Origin of the sequence: Chromobacterium rhizoryzae, assembly GCF_020544465.1 — a bacterium.
In the GTDB taxonomy this organism is placed as follows: domain Bacteria; phylum Pseudomonadota; class Gammaproteobacteria; order Burkholderiales; family Chromobacteriaceae; genus Chromobacterium.
Map to the genome: position 1 here is coordinate 5,047,386 of NZ_CP066126.1, position 19,979 is coordinate 5,067,364.

The following is a 19,979-nucleotide window of genomic DNA, read 5'->3' on the forward strand; positions in this document are numbered from 1 at the left end:
CCGCCGCGGGGCGCCGAAGAGGAAGCGGATGGCGAAATGATCCGCCATCATGCTCCCCGCCGGCTTTTAAAGCCGTTTGGAAAAGAACTTGAACAGACTGCCGGCGCGGCCGGCTTCGGCTTCCGGCAAGGCGGCGGCGAAATCGCCGGCGGCCAGCTGCTGCAGCCGGGACACGGCCTCGTCGGTCGCCGCGCGCGCCGCCGTCTCGTCCGCGGCTTGACGCACCGCTTCCTTGCCCTTCAGCCGCGCGTCGCGGATCGCGTACAGCGCCTGTTCGCAGGCGGCCGCCTTGGCCAGGATGCTGTCCGCCGCCTGCTGGCCGTCCCAACTCTTGGCTTCGGCCCAGGAGCGCACCGCCGGCGGCGCCTCGCCCTTGTAAGCGGCGTCCTTGAACGCCTGCGCCTCGGCGGCGGCGCGCTGGTATTCGGCCAGACGCGGCGGCGAAATCGCATGCCAGTTGGCAATCGCGTCCGCCTCGGCGTCCAGGCGCGCGCACTGCGCCAATTTATGCTGCTCCAGCCGCTCGGCTTGCAAGGCGGCGTCAAATCGCCATTCCGCACCAGTCCACACATGATTGTCGGAAGGCTGCGCCGGACGCAGCTCGCCATCGTAAGACAGCAGGTTTTCCACCATTCTCATCGCACCACCTCCCAAGTCAGCAAGGCATTGACGCAGTTGCTGTAACTGATGGCCAAGCCGTTGTCGTAATCGGCGGGCAACAGGTTCTTGGTGCCCTCCCCCATCAAATGCTCATCGCCGTTTGCGCCCGTGGCGTCGCCGATTTGATGCTCCATCTGCAAGACCTGCCACATCGACTTGCCGGCGATGTGCTCGAACATGCCGGTGCAGGTGGACACCACCATATCGCCCACCACGTTATTGGACGTGATGAGCACGGCGGCGGGGCCCGTCCAGTTCGAGTAACTGGACATGTTCGCCGTACCGCCGCCGGTGCCGGTAGGGCAGCCCAACCAATAGGCGGCGCCCGTCCAGCCCCCGCTGCCATGACTAATTTGCGAAATTTGCGTCGGATGCGGCGTGATCGTCGACGCGGTGATCCGCCCGGTTTTGATGAAGGGATCGAACGGCAGATAGACGGTGCCGGAGCCATTCATCGTCGCGGACCAGCTGGCTGCGCCGCGATTGATCACTTTTTGCACAACGGGCGCGCTGCCGGCCGCGCCGGTGATCACCCTGGCCAAACAGATATCCAAGGCCGTGGAGAAGAAACCGCCTCCCGCCGCGCCATTGGCGGCCCCCTTCAAGGACGCCGGCGCCGCGTCCGTCAACACCCCTTTCTGCACATAGCAAGTCAAGGTGCCGGACACAATCTGGGCGCGCAGGAAGTACTCGCTGCCGGGCGCCAATACCGGGCTGGTCCAGGCGCTGGTGACGAAGGTCCCCGCTTTGCCGGCGCCGGATTGAGTGTCCTGCCCCAGGCTGATGGCGATGCCGGCCGGCACCGACACCGTGCCGCCCTGGCCCGCCACCGCTGCCGCGGTCACCGCCATCCGGTTGTCCGCCGTCGCCACGCAGGGCAGCGGCAAGGCGGTCAGGGGCAAGTCCCGCTTCGCCAACTCCTCGGCGATGCGCTGCTCCACCGCGGAACGCGTGGCCAGCACCACGCTGGGGTCCACCAACAGAGTGACCGCCGCGGTGTTGGACACTTCCAGAATCATCCGCACATAGAGCTGCTTGTTGGAGCCGGCCGCCAGCAGCGGCTTGTAACTCTCGGGAAATTTGCCGACGGCGATCAGATCGCCGCGGCTGTCGAACAGGCCCACCTCGCGGATGTAAAAACCGCCCACCGTATCCGGCAGCACCGCCTCCGCCACCACCCAGTTGGGGTTGTTCGGATCCACCGCCAGGTGGTTGAGCGCGCCGCGCCAGGTTTCGTGCTTGAGCGCGGTCTGGCTCTCGCTGGGCGTGTAATACCCGCCGTTGTCGCCGTCGCCCACCGCCATCTGGCTGATCTGCAGCGGCGCGCCGTTGGCTTGCGCCGCCGCCAGCTTGGCCTTGCCGCTGGCGGTGAGAAGCGTGAAAAACTCATTGGCCATCGATTGCTCCTGGAAAAGATTCAAGGGGTCTCATGCTGCGGGATAAAGCGTGACCGTCTCGACGCTGGCGTGCGCCAGGCCCAGCGTCACCGGCGCCTGCTGCCGCAGCGCCGTCGTCTGAAACGGATAGACAGTAGCGGTCTCCACGCTGTCTAACGCCAGCGCGGCGTTCAAGCTGGCGCGCTGCTCCAGCGACACCGGCTGGAACGGCAGCACGGTGGCCAGTTCGCCGGCCTGGGTGGTCAAGGCCAGCACCGGAACGGCGCTGCGGTTGCTCAACACCAGCGCCAGCCGCTCCAGCACCGAGCGGGCGTTCTTGTACTCGTTGATCATCGCCTCCAGCGCCGCCAGCGTGGCGGCGTCTATGCCGCGGGCGGCCAGGTCGATTTGGATTTTGAAGTGATAAGGCTTGCCGCCGTATTCGAACCATTCGCTGATCTGGCCGGACAAGGCCAGCGTGGCCAGCACCTGTTGCAAGGACCAGCGCGTGCCCTTGCTGCGGTGCAGGTGGATGGACTGTTTGATCAGCTCGCGCCGCTGGCGCTCGCCCTGGCTCAGGCGCCAGCCCTCGTCGCCGGCGACATGGAATTGCTCGGCCAGCGCCGGCAGCCAGCCGGCGTCCACCTGATCCACCAGATAGACCAGCAAGGTGCTCAGATCGGCGTCGCCCAAGCGGGTGGTGAGCTGCGCCAGTTGGCCGAAGCGTTCGTCCTTGGCCAAAATATTGGGCACGGTTCCGCTGCCCGTAGCCGCCGCGCTCATAGCCGCAACTCGGTTTCGCGGATCACGCCGTCGGCCAGCCGCCATTGCACGCTGAGCCGCGCGTCGCCGTTGCCGCCCACACTGTAGAACACTCGCGCCACGGCGACGCGCGGTTCGCCGTACAAGGGGTGGCTGATCGCCTCAACCGCCTCGCGCACCACATGCGGCCGGGCCCGATCCACCGGGTAGTCCAGGTAGCGGAACAAATCGCTGCCAAACTCCGGCCGCAGCGGATCGCTGCCCTTGGGCGTGCCCAAGATGATGCGCAAGGCCTGATGGATGTCGTCGAGGTTTTCGACGATGTCAGCGGGGGATGCCTGATCGCGGGCCTGCAAGGCCGGCTGCCAGTGCAAGGAGGAGATGTCGGATATGCGGGTCATGGGCCTATGATGCCGCAAGGCCCGCCGCGGGGCTTTTAAAGCCGGTTAGGGAAACAATTGAATTACAAGGACAATTTCGCGGATGCCGCCGCATCCGGCGCAAGCCTTGCCTCCATGCCTTGACCCTCCGCACCCGGTCGGCAACAATTCCCCCGTTGCCGCCCACATGCGGCACACGGGATTGGCGTCCCGTTGCTATGAAATTACGCAAGCAGTACACCCATGGCTCTGCCAACTTGGCAGGCGTGTGGTGGGAGAGTGCTATGCACTCGCCGGTTTCATAGCTCGGTACGCCAATCCTGCCACGCGCCTGCCCAATACCTCAGTCTTCCCCGGCAGGTGGTTTATCTTGTGTCACAGCAGGAGAAACACCATGCAACAGCCTCAAAACTTTCCCCCGCGCCGCCGCTACAAATTGAACGCTCTGGGACAACAGGAAGCCTTGCTCCCCTTCGTCCGCTTCTGCCCCGGCCGCACCTACCCGCATTACTGGCAAATGCCTACGCCCAGCAAGGATCTCCTCGCTGACCACGCCTATGGCCGCGAATGCGCGGCTCACCTATTGCAATGGCTGAAGGACAACCGGGAATACGTCGGCAAAGGCCTGCTCAGCCGCGTGGCGCGCGACATTGATTTTGACGACCGCGACGGTCGCGGCCAGTGGATGGGTTTCTTCAACTATCTGGAAATCATGATGCTGCTGGGTGCCGACCGGGTCCGGGTTTACCGCCATGTTGATAGCCAACACCAGATCTACCTGGCGCTGGGACGGCGCTTCAGCCTGGAAGCGCGCTTCCGCCGCATCCGCCTGCGAAACCGCTAAGCGTCTTGCGGTGGGTATCGCTGCGCTCCACCCACCCTACGGCGGATGGTTTGGTCGGGGGTATTTGTAGGGTGGGTGGAGCCGTAGGCGATACCCACCAAACCCCGCCGCCAAGGCCCAAGCATCGATCTCATCGCGTTTCCGCGTGGGTATCGCTGTGCTCCACCCACCCTACGGCAGGAGGTTTGGTCGGGGGTATTTGTAGGGTGGGTGGAGCCGTAGGCGATACCCACCAAACCCCGCCGCCAAGATCCAAGCATCGATCCCATCGCGTTTCCGCGTGGGCATCGCCGCGCTCCGCCCACCCTACGGCGGATGGTTTGGTCGGGGGTCTTTGTAGGGTGGGTGGAGCTGAAAGGCGATACCCACCAAACCCCGCGCCAAGGTCCAAGCATCGGTCCCATCGCGTTTCCGCGTAGGCATCGCCGCGCTCCGCCCACCCTAGGGCAGGAGGTTTGTCGGACGGATGGCGCCGTCAGAACCTGTTCAAAGTCTGCTGCGCTTCGGCGATACGGCGTTGAAAGCCAGCTCAAAATGCTCATGTACCACTTGTACATTCCTCTTTTTCGCTCATTTTCGCCTTGTCTCGCTCTTGCTCGCGAGACTTAGAACAGGTTCTCAGACATAGGCCACTGAAACCAAGGCCTCCGCCTATTCAAACGCCGCAGGCCAGGCGTACTTGCTCCAGCAATGCGTCCGCCCGCGCCCAGTCGCTGTAGCGGCTCGGGCGCGCCGCGGCCTCGTAATCCCGCATGGCCTCATCGATATAGTCTTGCAGGCCCGGCGTGGCCGGGCCGTACTCCGGCGCGCCGCCGGCGGTTTTCAAGGCCAGCAAGCCGGCCAGCTCATCGCGCAGCCGGACATCGTCCAAAGTCCCAGCGACCAATTCCGCCAGCGCCAGCGGCGGCATGCCGCGCCGCGTCTTCACCCATTGCGCCGCCAGCAAGGGCCGCAGCACGTACAGGTATTTTTTCAGTCGCAGTTGTTGCTCGAGCTTGCGGCCGCGGTAGTTCTTGCGCGCTACGGACAGATAATGCCAATAGGCCGCCTCGCCGGCGAAGTGCTCCGGCCCCAGATCCCGCAAGACCCGGCAGGCCGCCGGGTGCTGGCGGTAGACCTGCGGCGAGGCCAGCCACTCCAGCAGCGCGGCGTTGCCGCCCAGGCTCAGCCGCAGCGCCTTGCGCAGCTCCCAGCCGCTGATGTCCAGCCCGTCGGCCAGCGGCAGTTCGATCACGTCGCGCCGGTCGCCGGTCTCGTACCACGCTTCCGGATGCAGGTAGACGAAGCGCACATCGTAATCGCTGTCCGGCGCGGCGTAGCCCCAGCAGCGGCTGCCGCCTTCGGCCGCGTAAAGGATGCGCACGCCGTGGCTCGCCTCCACTTGCTCCAAGCGCGCCAGCACCAGCCGCCGCGCGGCCTCCGCCGGGCGCTCGGCATGGTCCGGGCGGGTGCATGCTTCCATCGACATGCTTCGATTCCCCCTGTCTCGCCGCGGCGCGCCGGAAGATGGCGCGCCGTCCCGCCGATTGCAAAATTTCCCTTTACCCCATTTAAGCTATTTAATACAAATGGCGGCATGCCGTTGGAAACCGATGCCGCCGGCGGGCCCACACCATAATAACCGGGCCGGGAACCGGCGTCCGCTCGCAACGGCTTTTGGGGAAGAACACATATGAAGCGATGGGGACAACCATGATCACCACCATCAAGGGCAAGATTCTGGCCAGTTCCGGCCTGCTGATCCTGATCGGTTTTTGCGTGCTGGCCGGCGTCAATATCTACGCCAGTTATCAGAGCGCAGAGAAGGCGGTGCTGGACAACGCCAAGCTGTTGGCCGAAAGCGAGGCCGGCCAGGTGCAACGCTTGCTGGGCAAGACTTACGATTCGGCCCAGGTGGTGGCCGAGTCCGCGGTGGCGGTCAAGCACAATCTGCCGCCCAACGCCCGCCAGCTGATATCCGACATCGTCAAAGGCCAGTTGCCCAATAATCCGGACGCGGTCGGCTATTGGGCGATCTGGGAGCCCAACGCGCTGGACGGCCGCGACGCGGAGCTGGCCGGCAAGGAGCACAACGACAAGACCGGCCGCAGCGGCGTGTACTGGTATCGCAAGAGCGGCAAGATCGACGTGGTGTGGGGCGGCGAGGGCGTGGACGACAGCGCCTACTACACCGAGCCGCGCAAGACCGGCAAGCCGATGCTGACCGAGCCTTACGTCGATCCCGACATCAAGATCCTGATGGGCACCATTTCCTTTCCCCTGTCGAGCAACGGCAAGGTCTTGGGCGTGGCCGGCTGCGATATCGCGCTCGGTCATTTGCAGGAGCTGGCCGCCAAGGTCAAGCCTTACCAGAGCGGCTTCATGAGTTTGTATTCCAATAGCGGCGTGCAGCTGGCCGGCCGCGACCCGGCGCTCAACGGCAAGGCGGACGCCGGTCTGCCGGCGGCGGCCAAGACGGCGATCAAGGGCGGCCAGCCGGCGGAATACGACAGCGACGACGGCTTCCGCCACTTCATCATGCCCATCACCGTGGGCGAGGCCGGCATGCCGTGGGCGGTGCGCATTTCCATCCCTTTGAGCGAGGCGTTCGCGCCGGTGCGCGCGGCCAGCTGGCAGTCGGCCTTGATCAGCCTGGGCATTCTGGCGCTGATCCTGTTGCTGCTGGGCGCCACGCTCAGCCAGTTGCTGCGCCCGCTGGGCCGGCTGCAATCGGCGATGAGCGAGCTGGCCTCAGGCAGCGGCGATCTGACCCGGGCGCTGCCCATCGCCAGCCGCGACGAGATCGGCCTGGCCGCCGGCGCCTTCAATACCTTCACCGGCTCGCTGCGCACGATGATGCTGGACGTGCGCCGCCACGCCGGCGATGTGCTGGGTTCGGTGCGCCAGTTGTCCGGCGACGTGGATCAGATCCGCGGCAGCTCGGCGCGCCAGTCCGAGGCCGCCAACGCCACCGCCGCCAGCGTGGAGCAGTTGTCGGTCAGCGTCAGCCACATCGCGGAATCGGCGCGAGTGGCGGAGCAGCGCGCGCGCGAGGCCGATACGCTGTCCAGCGAGGCTTCGGCCAATGTCGACGCCACCGTGCGCGAGATCGGCCGCATTTCGCAGACGGTGCGCGAGCTGGCCGAGGTGCTGAGCGGCATGCAGCAGCGCTCGGACCAGATCAGCGGCATCGTGTCGGTGATCCGCGACATCGCCGACCAGACCAATCTCTTGGCGCTGAACGCGGCGATCGAGGCGGCGCGCGCCGGCGAGATGGGCCGCGGCTTCGCGGTGGTGGCGGACGAAGTGCGCAAGCTGGCCGAGCGCACCGCTCAGGCCACGCTGGAAATCTCCGGCGTGATCCAGACCATGCAGCAGGACACCACCAAGGCCTCCGACAGCATGGACGGCGCGCTGCGCCAAGTGGACCAGGGGGTGAAGCTGGCCGAGGAATCGGCGCAATCGATCCAGCAGATCAGCGGCCACGCCCAGCAAGTGGTGGAATCCGTGGGCGACATCGCCGCCTCCACCTCCGAACAGTCCAGCGCCAGCCAGGAAATCGCCCGCCACATCGAAAACATTCACGGCATGTTGCTGCAAACCGACGAATCCATCAGCCAGGCGCAGCAGGCCACCACTTTGTTGGCGCGCCTGGGCGAGGAGCTGGATTCCCTGATTGGAAAATTCAAGCTGTAGCCGCGGCTTGGTCGGATTTTTTGATCGACTCTTGCGGTTTTTTGCGCTTTTTTCGCGCCGCCCCGGCCCGTATAGTCCGTTCATGGCCGGCCGCCCTCCGCGGCCGGCGTCATCAATCAAGGCCGGCGCGCCGGCAGGAGAACGCAAGATGGACAAATGGATCACATTGCTTGCCCGCGTGCTGTTGGCTCAGGTCTTCATCCTGGCCGGGATAGGCAAACTCGGCGCCGGCTACGCCGCCACCCAGGGTTATATGGCCGCGATGGGCGTGCCCGGCTTCTTGCTGCCGCTGGTGATCGCTTTGGAAATCGGCGGCGGCCTGGCCTTGGCGCTGGGCGTGCGAGCGCGCTGGGTGGCCTTGCTGCTGGCCGGTTTCTCGGTCGCCTCGGCGCTGCTCTTCCACTGGGAACCGGGCAATAGCCAGCAAATGATCCAGCTGACCAAGAACCTGGCCATGGCCGGCGGCCTGCTGATGGTGTTCGCCCACGGCGCGGGCAAGCTGTCCTGGGACGGCCGCAAGGACTGAAAGCCGGCTCAAAATGCGCCGCGCGTCGGCGGGAGAGTGAGGCAGGAGCGTTGAACAGGCTCTGCACCGGCCCGGGCCGCGACGGCCCGCCCTCCTCTTGCCCGCCGACTCGTGCCACAATGCCGCATTGCATTGAATCGAGCGCGCCATGTCCCTGCATTTCCACGTGATTCCGGTCACGCCGTTTGCCCAGAACTGTTCCATCCTGTGGTGCGACGCCAGCGGCCGCGCCGCGGTGGTGGACGCCGGCGGCGATATCGAACGCATCGCCGACTGGACCGCCCGCCAGAACCTGACGGTGGAAAAACTGCTGCTGACCCACGGCCATATCGACCACGCCGGCGGCGCCGCGCGCCTGGCCGAGCAACTGGGCGTCAAGATAGAAGGCCCGCAGCGCGCGGAAAGCTTCTGGCTGGACCAGTTGCCGCAGCAAGGCCATATGTTCGGCTTTCCGCGCAGCGAGGCGCTGACGCCGGACCGCTGGCTGGAGGAAGGCGACACTGTCAGCGTGGGCGAGGAAAGCCTGAACGTGATCCACTGCCCCGGCCACACCCCCGGCCATGTGGTGTTTCACAGCCCAAGCGCGCGGCTGCTGATCGCCGGCGACGTGCTGTTCCAGGGCTCGATCGGCCGCACCGACTTTCCAATGGGCAATCACCAGCAACTGATCGACGCCATCCAGCAAAAGCTGTTCCTGCTGCCGGACGACACCACGGTGGTGCCGGGCCACGGCCCTTTGACCACCTTGGGCGAGGAAAAGCGCAGCAACCCCTATGTGGCCAACCCTCGCTACCGCTGAGCCGCGATGCCTCCCGAATTTGAACGCAAGGTGATCGCGCTGCTGCTGGCGCTGCCGCCGGGCCGGGTCACCACTTACGGCGCCCTGGCGGAGCAGGCCGGCTATCCGCGCCATTCGCGCCACGTCGGCCGTTTGCTCAGCCATTTGCCGGAAGGCCTCAGCGTGCCCTGGTTTCGGGTGCTGGGCGCCGGAGGGCGCATCTCGCGGCCGGGCAGCGAGCAGGCCGACTGGCAGCGCTTGCTGCTGGAAGAAGACGGGGTGGAATTGAGCGCGGCCGGCAAGGTGGATTTAAGGCGTTACGGCTGGCCGGATGCGCATTTTTGTAGCAAAAAACTGTAGTTCCACAACATTTAATGTTTCATGCCAAATATCTATAGCTCAAAATACATCGCATTTACATAAAATGACAAAAATGCGACAGGCGCATTGTAAATACTTTGCAAACGAATATTTCTGAGCTAGTCTGCGCCCGCGCCGACAGGTCTGTCCGCGCGCACTACACGCTACACGCACAATATTCTGGTGAAACAATGAAAACTCGCAATCTGCTGCTGGCCCTGGCTCTGGTGGGCGGCTGTACCCTGGCGCAAGCCGGTGATTACTCCTTCGGCAATGTCAGCTTCAACCAGCTGAACTGGTCGCCGAGCACCTTGGATCGCACGCAAGCCGGCCCGTTCGGCGCCAAGCGCAACTTCCAATACCTGGAAGCCGAAGGCGGCATCGGCCGTTCCTGGGGCGATGTTTACGGCTTCTTCGATCTGGAGAACTGGAACCGCAACGACAAGGAAATGCCGGCAGGCGATCGTCGCTACACCACCAAGGTAGTTGCGCGTTTCAACCTGGCTGAAGTCGGCGGCGTGCCGGTCAAGCTGTACACCCACGTATACGATACCCGCGGCCACAATTTCTTTGACCAGAACCGCGTAGTGGGCCTGGGCACCGACCTGAGCTTCGGCAAAGTCTGGTTCAAGCCTTTCCTCGGCTTCCACCAGGAACTGAAATATGGCGTTGGCGCCAATATGAACGGCTATATGGCCGGTTATGTCGCCGGTTTCGACTTCACCGCCTTCGGCCAGCCGTTCTCGGTGACCCAGTGGCACGAAACCGAATTCGACCGCGCCAAGGAATACACCACCCTGGCCACCCCGAACGGCGTAAGCGAACGCCGCACCGGCCAGAACGGCGCCATCGGCCTGTGGTGGACCCCGGTCAAATCCATGACCGCCGGTCTGCAGTACCGCTACGCCGTCAACAAGCTGGGCGTGGCCGGCAACGAAAACGCCGTCATCTACTCGCTGAAATACAACTTCTAAGCCCTATCGGCCTGGAAATGAAAGCCACCCTTCGCGGTGGCTTTTTTATATTGGCCTTCTCCCGCGGCAAGCTTGGCCTCAAGGCCGATTGACACCTTACTTACTAGTAAGTATCTTCAACGCCAACACCGGCAAGCCCAAGCAATCAAACACTTGCCCGCCGCGCTGGCGCCGGACGGCGGCCGCGGCCACAATGATCTGCGCGAGAAATCTACACGAGGACGAAAACATGACGGCATACCCGCACCTGTTGGCCCCGCTGGACCTGGGCTTCACCACGCTGAAAAACCGCGTGCTGATGGGCTCGATGCACACCGGCCTGGAAGAAGCCCCGCAAGGCTTTGAGAAAATGGCGGCCTTTTACGCCGAGCGCGCCCGCGGCGGCGTGGGCCTGATCGTCACCGGCGGCGTCGGCCCCAATCCGGAGGGCTGTGTCGCCGAAGGCGCGTCCATGCTGGCCGACGAGGCCGAAGTGCCGCACCACAAGCTGGTCACCGACGCGGTGCACGCCGCCGGCGGCAAGATCGCGCTGCAAATCCTGCACTCCGGCCGCTACAGCTTCCAGGAAAAATGCGTGTCCGCCTCGCCGCTGATCGCGCCGATCAACTTCTACAAGCCGCGCGAGCTGTCCGACGCCGACGTCTGGCAAACCATCGCCGACTTCGCCCGCTGCGCGCGGCTGGCGCAGCAGGCCGGCTACGACGGCGTGGAGGTGATGGGCTCGGAAGGCTATCTGATCAACCAGTTCATCGCCCGCGCCACCAATAAGCGCAGCGACGACTGGGGCGGAAGCTTTGAAAACCGCATCCGCTTCGCCATTGAAACCGTGAAAGCGGTGCGCGCCGCGGTGGGCAGCGATTTCATCATCATCTACCGGCTGTCCATGCTGGACCTGGTGCAGGACGGCAGTTCCTGGAACGAGGTGGCGCATCTGGCCGGAGAGATCGAGAAGGCCGGCGCCACGCTGATCAATACCGGCATAGGCTGGCACGAGGCGCGGGTGCCCACCATCGCCACCATGGTGCCGCGCGGCGGCTTCGCCTGGGTCACCAAGAAGCTGATGGGCAAGGTGAAGATTCCGCTGATCACCACCAACCGCATCAATACCCCGGAAGTGGCCGAAGAGATCCTGGCCGGCGGCTGCGCCGACATGGTGTCGATGGCGCGCCCCTTCCTGGCCGATCCGGACTTCGTCAACAAGGCCGCCGCCGGCCGCGGCGACGAGATCAACACCTGTATCGGCTGCAACCAGGCCTGTCTGGACCACATCTTCCAGGGCAAGCTGACCAGCTGCCTGGTCAATCCGCGCGCCTGCCGCGAGACCGAACTGAACTACGAAAAAACCGCCCAGGCCAAGAAGCTGGCCGTGGTCGGCGCCGGCCCAGCCGGCCTGGCCTTCGCCACGGTGGCGGCGGAGCGCGGCCATCAAGTGACCTTGTTCGACGCCGCGGCGGAAATCGGCGGCCAGTTCAACGTGGCCAAGCGCATTCCCGGCAAGGAGGAGTTCTACGAAACCCTGCGCTACTTCAAGCGCAAGCTGGAACAAACCGGGGTGGAGCAGCGGCTGAACACTCGAGTGGCCGCGGCGGACCTGGCCGGCTTCGACGAAGTGGTGCTGGCCACCGGCATCGCGCCGCGCACGCCGGAGATTCCCGGCGTGGACCATCCCAAGGTGCTCAACTACCTGGACGTGCTCAAGTACGGCAAGGCGGTGGGCAAGCGCGTCGCCATCATCGGCGCCGGCGGCATCGGCTTCGACACCGCGGAATTCCTGACCCACGAAGGCAAGTCCAGCTCGCTGGACACCGCCGCCTTCATGCGCGAATGGGGCGTGGACATGGCGGTGGAGCATCCGGGTGGCCTCAGTCCGCAAGGCCCGCAACCGCACCCCAGCCCGCGCGAGGTCTACCTCTTGCAGCGCAAAACCAGCAAGGTGGGCGAAAGCCTGGGCAAGACCACGGGCTGGATTCACCGCGCCAGCCTGCAGATGAAGCGGGTGCGCATGCTGTCCGGCGTCAGCTACGACAAGATCGACGACGCCGGCCTGCACATCACGGTCAAAGGCGAGGCTCAGCTGCTGCCGGTGGACAATGTGATCATCTGCGCCGGCCAGGATCCGCTGCGCGAGCTGCAGGCGCCCCTGCAGGCCGCCGGCAAGAGCGTGCATTTGATCGGCGGCGCCGACGTGGCGGCCGAACTGGACGCCAAACGGGCGATCGATCAAGGCTCGCGCCTGGCCGCCCGCATCTGATTTCCGCCCGCCCTCTCGCCGGCCGGCCATGCCGTAAAGACATGGCCGCCGGACTGCCGTAAGCAGGCTCTCAGAACGTGTTTACGATCTCGCGAGCTAAGGCGGAACAAGGCGAAAACGGTTGAGAAAGCGGAGTGTACAGACGGTACATGAGCATTTCGAAACCATTTTCAACGCCGTATCGCCGACGCGCAGCAGATCGTAAACAGGCTCTCAGGCCCGGCTCCGCCGGGCCTGTACGCTGCCCCCGCCATCCCCGCCCGCGCTTTTCCGCGCAAAACACCGTCCTTTAGTACAGATCGGCCCTGATAAAACGTTTTAGCTCTTGTTTGGCGTTCATTAATTTGTCATCGTTGCGGCCATCGAATTAATTCATATATATGACCATATGACCGACATGCGTCAGGCGGACCTCCGCCTGCCTCTGTACCAGCAAGTGCGCGACGCTTTGGCGCGCGACATCGCCAACCGGGTATGGAAACCCGGCGAAGCGATTCCCACCGAGGCGGAGCTGGTGGGACGCTTCCACACCTCCATCGGCACCATCCGCAAGGCGGTGGATCAATTGGTGGCCGACGAGATGGTGGAACGCCGCCAAGGCAAGGGCACTTTCATCAAACCGGCCAACTTCCAATCCTCGCTGCTGCGCTTTTTCCGCTTTCACGACGCGGCGGGCAATTACCGCATCCCGGAAGCGAAAATCCTTCACCGCGAGCAATTGACTCCGCCGCCGGCCATCGCCGACAGCCTGCAGCTATCGCCGGGCGCACAGGCCATCCACCTGACCCGCTTGCGCTATCTGGACCGCGAGCCCTTGCTGGCCGAGTCCATCTGGCTGCCGGCGACGCGTTTCCAGGCGCTGCTGGCCATCCCGCTACCCAGTTTCGGCGACCTGCTCTATCCGCTGTACGAGGACTGCTGTCATCAGGTGGTGGCCTCCGCGCGTGAAATCCTGACCGCGGAAGCCATCGCCTCGCCGCACGCGGAACTGCTGCAACTCGCGCCCGGCACCCCGGCCATCGTGCTGGAGCGGCTGGCCAAGGCCTATGACGGCAGCCCGCTGGAATGGCGCAGCGTGCGCGGCCGCGCCGATAAATTCCGCTATCAGGCGGACATCCGCTGATTCCGCGCCGCCCGCGCCGTGGCAGCGGCGCGCGGCGACGCATCGACAACAAGCAAGAACCATAAAGGGCAGCATCATGTTGCATTGGTATAAGCAGGTTTCGCCGGGCGAACGCAAGACCTTCTGGGGCTGTTTCGGCGGCTGGGCGCTGGACGCGCTGGACGTGCAGATGTTCAGCCTGGCCATCCCGGCGCTGATCGCCGCCTTCAGCCTGAGCAAGGCGGAAGCCGGGATGATAGGCAGCGTGACCCTGGTGGCCTCGGCGCTGGGCGGCTGGATCATGGGCGCGGTGTCGGACCGCGTCGGCCGGGTGCTGGCGCTGCAAATCACCATCGTCTGGTTCTCGCTGTTCACCCTACTGTCCGGCTTCGCCCAAAGCTATGAGCAATTGCTGGTGTTCAAGGCGCTGCAGGGCTTCGGCTTCGGCGGCGAGTGGGCCGCCGGCGCGGTCCTGATGGCGGAGATCATCCGGCCGGAACACCGCGGCAAGGCGATGGCCTCGGTGCAAAGCGCCTGGGCGGTGGGCTGGGGCGCGTCGGTGCTGCTGTACTCGGCGATCTTCCTGCTGTTCCCGGCGGAAATCGCCTGGCGCGTGATGTTCGGCATCGGCATCCTGCCGGCCTTCTTCATCATCTATATCCGCCGCCACATTCCGGAACCGCCGCGCCGCGAACGCCAGGCCGCGCCCGCGGTGCCGCTGCTGGACATCTTCAAACCCGACGTGCTGCGCATGACCCTGATCGGCTCCTTGATCGGCGTCGGCGCGCACGGCGGCTACGCCGCGCTGATGACCTGGCTGCCGATGTTCCTCAAGACCGAGCGCCACTTGTCCATTCTCGGCACCAGCGGCTATCTGGCGGTGATCATCGTCGCCTTCTGGTGCGGCTGCATGGCCAGCGCCTACCTGCTGGACCGCATCGGCCGCCGTCTCAACCTGCTGCTGTTCTCCGTCTGTTGCGTGGCCACGGTGCTGATCTACGTGTTCGCGCCGCTGAGCAATCCGCTGATGCTGTTCCTGGGCTTTCCACTGGGCTTCTTCGCCGCCGGCATTCCCTCCAGCCTGGGCGCGCTGTTCAACGAGCTCTACCCCAGCGGCATGCGCGGCGCCGGCGTGGGCTTCTGCTACAACTTCGGCCGCATCCTGTCCGCCGGCTTTCCCTTGCTGGTCGGCTATCTGAGCGACAGCTGGACCCTGGGCGCCTCCATCGGCGTCAGCGCCGCGATGGCTTACGCCATCGTCGCGCTGGCCGTGTTCTGCCTGCCGGAAACCAAGGGCAAGCCGCTGAACGACACGCTGCCGGACCCGCGCGGACCGGAAGCCCGCGACGCCCGCGCCTCGGCCTGAACGGCGGACGCGCCATTTTATTGAAATTGTGAGGTCACCATGGCATTAGACGAAATCGCCAACCAGATCACCGATGACGAGTTCGCCCTGGACACCATCCAGGGCGAGCGGGTCATCATCACCTCGCCCATCATCCTGGGCACGGCCGGCAGCGAATGGGAGGGCTCGCCGATTTTCCGGCGCGACTACCTGCTCGCCCTCTTGTCCCACAGCATCCGGCATAAAGTGCTGGACGCCGCCGACATCGATGCGGCGCTGGACCTGGGCGCCGTGCGCGGCGGTGCCTGTCAGGCCTGCGGCTGAACCCGGCGCCGATGATAGACGGGCACGCCCACATCTTTCTGCGTCAGCTGATAGGTACCGCCCCGCTGCGCTACAAGCCGTACCGGGACGCCCCCTTGCAAGCCTATCTGGCTCAGCTGGATCAGTTCGGCATCGCCGGCGGCGTCCTGGTGCAGCCCAGCTTTCTGGGCACGGACAACCGCTATTTATTGCAGGGGCTGCGCGAGAGCGAGGGGCGGCTGCGCGGCATCGCGGTGATCGCCCCGGACTGTCCGCTGCCGGCCATGCGCGCGATGGACGACGCCGGCGTCGTCGGCCTGCGGCTGAATCTGATCGGCCGGCCGCTGCCGGACCTGCACTCGCCGGCGTGGCGGCGCTGTCTGGCGCATGCCGCCAGCCTGGACTGGCAAGTGGAGGTGCACCGCGCGGCGCAGGATTGGCCGGTCTTGCTGCCGCCGCTGCTGGACGCCGGAGTCAAGGTGGTCATCGACCACTTCGGCCGGCCGCATCCTGCTTTGGGGGTGGACGATCCCGGCTTCCGCCGCATGCTGGACGCCGGCGCGGCCAGCGGCCGCGTCTGGGTCAAGATTTCCGCGGCCTATCGCAACGGCCTGGCCGGCCGCGGCGAGGACATCGCCCGCGCCGCGCTGCCGCTGCTGGACAGCGCGCTGGGGCCGGGGCGGCTGCTATGGGGCAGCGATTGGCCGCATACTCAATTCGGCTCCATCCGCTACGCCCGCACGCTGGAGCTGTTGGAACAGTGGCTGCCGGACGCGGAACGCCGCCGACGCATCACTCACGATACGCCCGCCCGGCTGTTCCGCTTCGACGCGGCTACAGAAAGTGGCGATCCTCCGCCAAATGACTGGCCGGACAGCTGAACATCAACACCAGCGGCGCGGCGCCGGTATTGCTGAGTTGATGCTGGGTATTGGCCGACACCACGAAGGAGCTCCGCTCCGCCACCTCATGGGCGCGCGCCGCCCCGGTGGCCACATCCACCAGCCTCATCTCGCCTCGGCCGCTGACGATATGGTAGTGCTCGTCGCCATGACGATGATAATGACCGTTGATGGCCACCCCGGGGGCGATTTCGGTTAAATACGTGCTGAAGCCGGCGTCGCCGGCCAATTTCAAAATCTTGATGCCCACGCTCTTGTCGTAAACGCCGTTTTCAAGTTCCAACTGCCAATCAATCACCTTCATGATATTCCTAACAAACCGTAATAGCGGACAAAACAAACATTAAAAGCGAGCTATTATTTCAAACCTGCGCGCCTTATGCGCCTTCTCCGTGCGCCTTAATCCTTTAGTACAGTTAATCAAGGCCAAACGGCCATTCGCATTGACACTATCGGAACAAAAAATCTATAAGTGCCCAGCTTAGAGCCTGTTCAAAGCTTAGCGAACAAGAGCGAGACACGGCGTTGCGGCCTTAGGAACGCGCGCGCATACGGCGCGCCGCGTTTCAAAACCGGTTTCAACGCCATTCCAAGCATCTCGCCAACGCTCAGCAACCATTGGACGGCGGCCGACGCGACAGCGAGGCCAAGACAGCGCACCCCGACATGACCAACCTCCGCACCAGGCGCACATTATGGACTATCAGCTCGTCTCCCCTGAACGCTTCACCGAAGAGCAAAGCGAATTCGTGGCTCAGTTCCGCCAATCCGTCACCCAGATATCCGGCCAGACCGACATGATCGTCGGCGCCAAAGACGCCAACTCCCGTCATCTGGCGTCCAGCGACGCCTACGCCAGAATCGTGGCGCTCAAGCGCGGAGATGACGTGGTGGACCGTCTGGACAAGGAAATGCCCTGCGAAGGCACCGCCCAGTTCGCCGATTGCTATGTGCAGGAAGACTTGGCGCTGATGCAAACCTGCGATCCGACACGCAAGGTCTCCATCCTCAACGTGCATGAATACGGAGACGGCCTCAAGGCGCGGGTGTTCTCCAAGCATCTGCTCAAGCACGAGGCGACGCGCTCCATCCTGGGCACCATCTATTACGCGCATGAAATCGAGATCGCCAACTTCATCAACCTGATGCCCAATTACATTTTGGAATTCGGCGCCGGCTGCAGCATAGAACAGGTGCAGGGCGAATTGAAACTGCTTGACGTGGAATTGACGGAATACGAACAGGAAGTCTGCTTCCTGATGCTGCTGAATTGGGACTTCAAGCAAATCGCCGACTTCATGAACAAATATCGGCCCAAGCCCAAAACCCGGGTGGCGGATTCTATTATCAAGAGCAAAAACTATATCTGCGAAAAACTGGGCCTGCCCTCGCAACGACGCGCCGAATTATGCGATGCGCTGATTGCTGCCGGCATGCACCGCAAAATGCCGACCTCGCTTTTTAGCCGGCTGATCGGTTCCAAACAGCTGTGATATCCAACTGGGTATTCTCCATTTTTCTGGAGTTACCCCATAAGCATAAAAACGCTATGCTCTGAGCCTGGAGCGGTACACCGCGCGGCCGGACTGCCATCCCATGCCGATATCGCCGGCCCATCACGCGGCGAAGCCGGGCGGCCGACGCATCTCGCCGGTTCGCGCCTCAAGCGTGACGCCGCGACGCACTATCGGGATGCCGGCCGCTCGACAATAAAAAAACTTGAAACGCCGCCAAATCCAGCCCTTGCGCAACGCCAAGCGCCTCCCGCCTGCGCGCCGCCTCAGGCGGGCGTCGCAAGGCGACGCCAGGACGGCGAAGCGGCGGCCATTTCAAGATCAACGCGGGCCAAAGAGAAACCATGATGCGACAGGAGTCAGCAATGAGCATACGCGCCTTGAATTATGGCAAGCATTCTGCAAGATCCTTATCGGGAATCGCCAGAAACGTGGAGGCCTTCGCGCTGGACACGATAGACGGCGAACGCGTGATCATCACCCTGCCCGCCATCCAGGGCGAGCAAGGCAGCGAATGGGAAGGATCGTTGATTTTCCGTCACGACTACCTGTTGGAGCTGCTGGCCTACAGCGTGGAACACGGCATCATCAAGCCCGGCGAGGTCAGCAAGGCCTTGATCGACGGCAGTTCGCGACCCAGCCAGGTCTAAGACCGCGAACAGACGCCAAACCCGAACCCGAGCATCCTCCAACCGCCGCGCCCTGCGCGGCGGTTTTGCTTTCAGCGGCCGCCCCGGCGGCATATCGCCGCCAGTTCCCCGGCCGCGGCGGCCGGGTCCGGCGCGCCGAACACGCCGCCTATCACCGCGATCGCGTCCGCGCCGGCCGCCAGCGCCTGTCCGGCGTTGCCGGCATGGATGCCGCCTATCGCCACCAGGGGCGCGCCCAAGCTGCGCGCCTCGGAGAACAGACCCAGCCCTGCGCGCGCCGCGTCCGGCTTGGTGCCGGACGGAAACACCGCGCCGAAGGCGAGGTAGCTGGCGCCGGCCTCCGCCGCCCGTCGCGCCCGTTCCAGGCTGTCGTAGCAAGACGCGCCTATCAGCGCGCCGGCGCCCAGCCGCCGCCGCGCCGCGCTCAGGGCGGCGTCGTCGCGGCCCAGATGCACGCCGTCGGCCCCGACGCGCGCCGCCAGCTCCACATCGTCGTTGACGATGAAGACCACGCCCTTGCGCCGGCACAGCTCGGCCAGCGCCTGCGCCTGCTCCAGACGCAAAACCGCGTCCTCGCTCTTGTTGCGGTATTGCAGGATGTCGATGTGCGGCGCCGCCGCCTGCGCCAGGCTCAGCAGCCGCGCGCTGTCCTCGGTGTCCGGCGTGATCGCGTACAGCCCCTTAAGCCTGTCCGGCATCGTCGTCCTCGTCGTCGCCGCGCGCCCAGAACATCCGATCCGGCAGGAACTGGCCCATGCCGGGCCGGAAACCGTTCAGCAAGGCCTGGTAGGTGTATTCCTGCGCCTCCCGCACCGCTTCCGGCAACAGCAGGCCGGTGGCCAGCATGCCGGCGATGGCCGAGGCCAGCGTGCAGCCGGAGCCGTGGTAGCTGCCCGGCAGACGCTCCCAGGCGTCGGAGCGCACCAGGCCGCCGGGACCGTACAGCTGGTTGACCACTTCCTTGGTGTTTTCGTGGGTGCCGGTGATCAGCAGGTGCGGGCAGCCCAGCGCCAGGATGCGCTGCGCGCACTGCTCCAGCGTCAGATCCTCGTCCTCGTCGGCGTCGTTGCTGGCGATGCGCCGCGCTTCTATGCTGTTGGGCGTCAGGATGGACACCTGCGGAATCAGCATGTCGCGCATCGCGGCGATCAGGTCCTCGTCGGCCAACTCGTGGCCGCCGCCGCTGGCCAGCACCGGATCCAGCACCACCGGGATGTCCGGGTAGTCCGCGATCAGCTGCGCCACCACCGCCACGTTCTCCACGCTGCCCAACATGCCGATCTTGAAAGCGGTGACCGGAATGTCTTCCATCAGAAAACGCGCCTGGTCATTGACCCAGTCCGCGTCCAGCACCATAAAGTCATTGATGCCAACGGTATCCTGCACCGTAATCGCGGTGATCACCGACAAAGGATGGCATCCCAGGCTGGCCAGCGTCAGAATGTCGGCCTGGATGCCGGCGCCGCCGGAAGGGTCCGAGCCCGCCAGGGTAAGGACCACGGGAGGAGTGGGCTGAGTGGTCAAGACGGAAACCTCTTCGTTCTGTATATGGGCGGAGCGGCCGGCGGGCGCATTGT

Annotated in this window: 21 protein-coding genes; 13 read left to right on the top strand and 8 right to left on the bottom strand. The window is 64.6% G+C overall.

Going from position 1 to position 19,979, the window contains the following annotated elements; genetic code table 11:
* Positions 1–66: 66 nt before the first annotated feature.
* Genes JC616_RS23065 through JC616_RS23080 form a run of 4 tightly spaced genes read right to left on the bottom strand, consistent with a single transcriptional unit; the run spans position 67 to position 3,199 of the window.
* On the bottom strand, positions 67–639 hold the full coding sequence (locus JC616_RS23065) for a hypothetical protein (RefSeq protein WP_227105671.1): 573 nt from the start codon (positions 637–639) through the stop codon (positions 67–69).
* On the bottom strand, positions 636–2,057 hold the full coding sequence (locus tag JC616_RS23070; RefSeq protein ID WP_227105672.1) for a phage tail protein: 1,422 nt from the start codon (positions 2,055–2,057) through the stop codon (positions 636–638). The genes JC616_RS23065 and JC616_RS23070 overlap by 4 nt, the downstream gene beginning before the upstream one ends.
* 30 nt (positions 2,058–2,087) lie before the next feature.
* A complete protein-coding gene (locus tag JC616_RS23075; protein WP_227105673.1) occupies positions 2,088–2,789 on the bottom strand; it encodes a phage tail protein I in 702 nt (233 codons plus the stop codon).
* Positions 2,790–2,815: 26 nt separating this feature from the next.
* Positions 2,816–3,199: a GPW/gp25 family protein gene (locus JC616_RS23080; RefSeq protein WP_107801567.1), complete on the bottom strand. Its 384-nt coding sequence runs from the start codon at positions 3,197–3,199 to the stop codon at positions 2,816–2,818.
* A gap of 373 nt (positions 3,200–3,572) precedes the next feature.
* On the opposite strand from JC616_RS23080, the gene JC616_RS23085 reads away from it, so the two are divergent.
* The gene (locus JC616_RS23085) at positions 3,573–4,022 is read left to right on the top strand and encodes a hypothetical protein (RefSeq protein WP_227105675.1); all 450 of its coding nucleotides are present in this window, start codon (positions 3,573–3,575) and stop codon (positions 4,020–4,022) included.
* A gap of 655 nt (positions 4,023–4,677) precedes the next feature.
* On the opposite strand, the gene JC616_RS23090 is transcribed toward JC616_RS23085, so the two are convergent.
* Positions 4,678–5,490, bottom strand: coding sequence for a nucleotidyltransferase domain-containing protein (locus JC616_RS23090; RefSeq protein WP_227105677.1), 813 nt, complete (start codon positions 5,488–5,490; stop codon positions 4,678–4,680).
* A 224-nt stretch (positions 5,491–5,714) separates the two neighbouring features.
* On the opposite strand from JC616_RS23090, the gene JC616_RS23095 reads away from it, so the two are divergent.
* The 10 genes from JC616_RS23095 (at position 5,715) to JC616_RS23140 (ending at position 16,217) form a co-directional block, all read left to right on the top strand.
* Positions 5,715–7,697 (top strand): methyl-accepting chemotaxis protein, encoded by a 1,983-nt coding sequence (locus JC616_RS23095; RefSeq protein WP_158274386.1) that lies wholly within the window; start codon positions 5,715–5,717, stop codon positions 7,695–7,697.
* A gap of 148 nt (positions 7,698–7,845) precedes the next feature.
* A complete protein-coding gene (locus JC616_RS23100) occupies positions 7,846–8,223 on the top strand; it encodes a DoxX family protein (protein WP_227105679.1) in 378 nt (125 codons plus the stop codon).
* Between the two features lie 148 nt (positions 8,224–8,371).
* Complete coding sequence (locus JC616_RS23105; RefSeq protein ID WP_227105681.1) at positions 8,372–9,022, top strand: MBL fold metallo-hydrolase; 651 nt, start codon at positions 8,372–8,374, stop codon at positions 9,020–9,022.
* A gap of 6 nt (positions 9,023–9,028) precedes the next feature.
* Entirely contained in the window at positions 9,029–9,361 is a 333-nt protein-coding gene (locus JC616_RS23110) for an MGMT family protein (RefSeq protein ID WP_227105683.1), read from the top strand.
* 191 nt (positions 9,362–9,552) lie between these two features.
* Positions 9,553–10,335, top strand: a complete 783-nt coding sequence (locus JC616_RS23115) for an outer membrane protein OmpK (protein WP_227105685.1) — start codon at positions 9,553–9,555, stop codon at positions 10,333–10,335.
* A 229-nt stretch (positions 10,336–10,564) separates the two neighbouring features.
* Positions 10,565–12,586, top strand: a complete 2,022-nt coding sequence (locus JC616_RS23120) for an NADPH-dependent 2,4-dienoyl-CoA reductase (protein ID WP_227105687.1) — start codon at positions 10,565–10,567, stop codon at positions 12,584–12,586.
* 388 nt (positions 12,587–12,974) lie between these two features.
* A complete protein-coding gene (locus JC616_RS23125) occupies positions 12,975–13,709 on the top strand; it encodes a GntR family transcriptional regulator (protein ID WP_199225953.1) in 735 nt (244 codons plus the stop codon).
* A gap of 76 nt (positions 13,710–13,785) precedes the next feature.
* A complete protein-coding gene (locus tag JC616_RS23130; RefSeq protein ID WP_107801180.1) occupies positions 13,786–15,054 on the top strand; it encodes an MFS transporter in 1,269 nt (422 codons plus the stop codon).
* A 39-nt stretch (positions 15,055–15,093) separates the two neighbouring features.
* On the top strand, positions 15,094–15,357 hold the full coding sequence (locus JC616_RS23135) for a hypothetical protein (RefSeq protein WP_107801181.1): 264 nt from the start codon (positions 15,094–15,096) through the stop codon (positions 15,355–15,357).
* 11 nt (positions 15,358–15,368) lie between these two features.
* Positions 15,369–16,217, top strand: coding sequence for an amidohydrolase family protein (locus JC616_RS23140; protein ID WP_227105689.1), 849 nt, complete (start codon positions 15,369–15,371; stop codon positions 16,215–16,217).
* Here the strand turns inward: JC616_RS23140 and JC616_RS23145 are convergent.
* Positions 16,171–16,542 (bottom strand): cupin domain-containing protein, encoded by a 372-nt coding sequence (locus JC616_RS23145; RefSeq protein ID WP_227105692.1) that lies wholly within the window; start codon positions 16,540–16,542, stop codon positions 16,171–16,173. The two genes, JC616_RS23140 and JC616_RS23145, sit on opposite strands and share 47 nt — an antisense overlap.
* Positions 16,543–16,933: 391 nt before the next feature.
* Between JC616_RS23145 and JC616_RS23150 the strand changes: the two genes are divergently transcribed.
* Together JC616_RS23150 and JC616_RS23155 are read left to right on the top strand one after the other, a co-directional pair.
* The gene (locus JC616_RS23150) at positions 16,934–17,731 is read left to right on the top strand and encodes a hypothetical protein (RefSeq protein ID WP_107801184.1); all 798 of its coding nucleotides are present in this window, start codon (positions 16,934–16,936) and stop codon (positions 17,729–17,731) included.
* Between the two features lie 386 nt (positions 17,732–18,117).
* Complete coding sequence (locus JC616_RS23155; RefSeq protein WP_146176757.1) at positions 18,118–18,402, top strand: hypothetical protein; 285 nt, start codon at positions 18,118–18,120, stop codon at positions 18,400–18,402.
* Positions 18,403–18,473: 71 nt separating this feature from the next.
* Here the strand turns inward: JC616_RS23155 and thiE are convergent, their stop codons facing one another.
* Together thiE and thiD are read right to left on the bottom strand one after the other, a co-directional pair.
* Positions 18,474–19,100, bottom strand: coding sequence for a thiamine phosphate synthase (gene thiE / locus JC616_RS23160; RefSeq protein ID WP_227105694.1), 627 nt, complete (start codon positions 19,098–19,100; stop codon positions 18,474–18,476).
* Positions 19,084–19,926, bottom strand: a complete 843-nt coding sequence (thiD, locus tag JC616_RS23165; RefSeq protein WP_227105696.1) for a bifunctional hydroxymethylpyrimidine kinase/phosphomethylpyrimidine kinase — start codon at positions 19,924–19,926, stop codon at positions 19,084–19,086. Before thiD ends, thiE begins: the two co-directional genes overlap by 17 nt.
* Between the last annotated feature and the right edge of the window lie 53 nt (positions 19,927–19,979).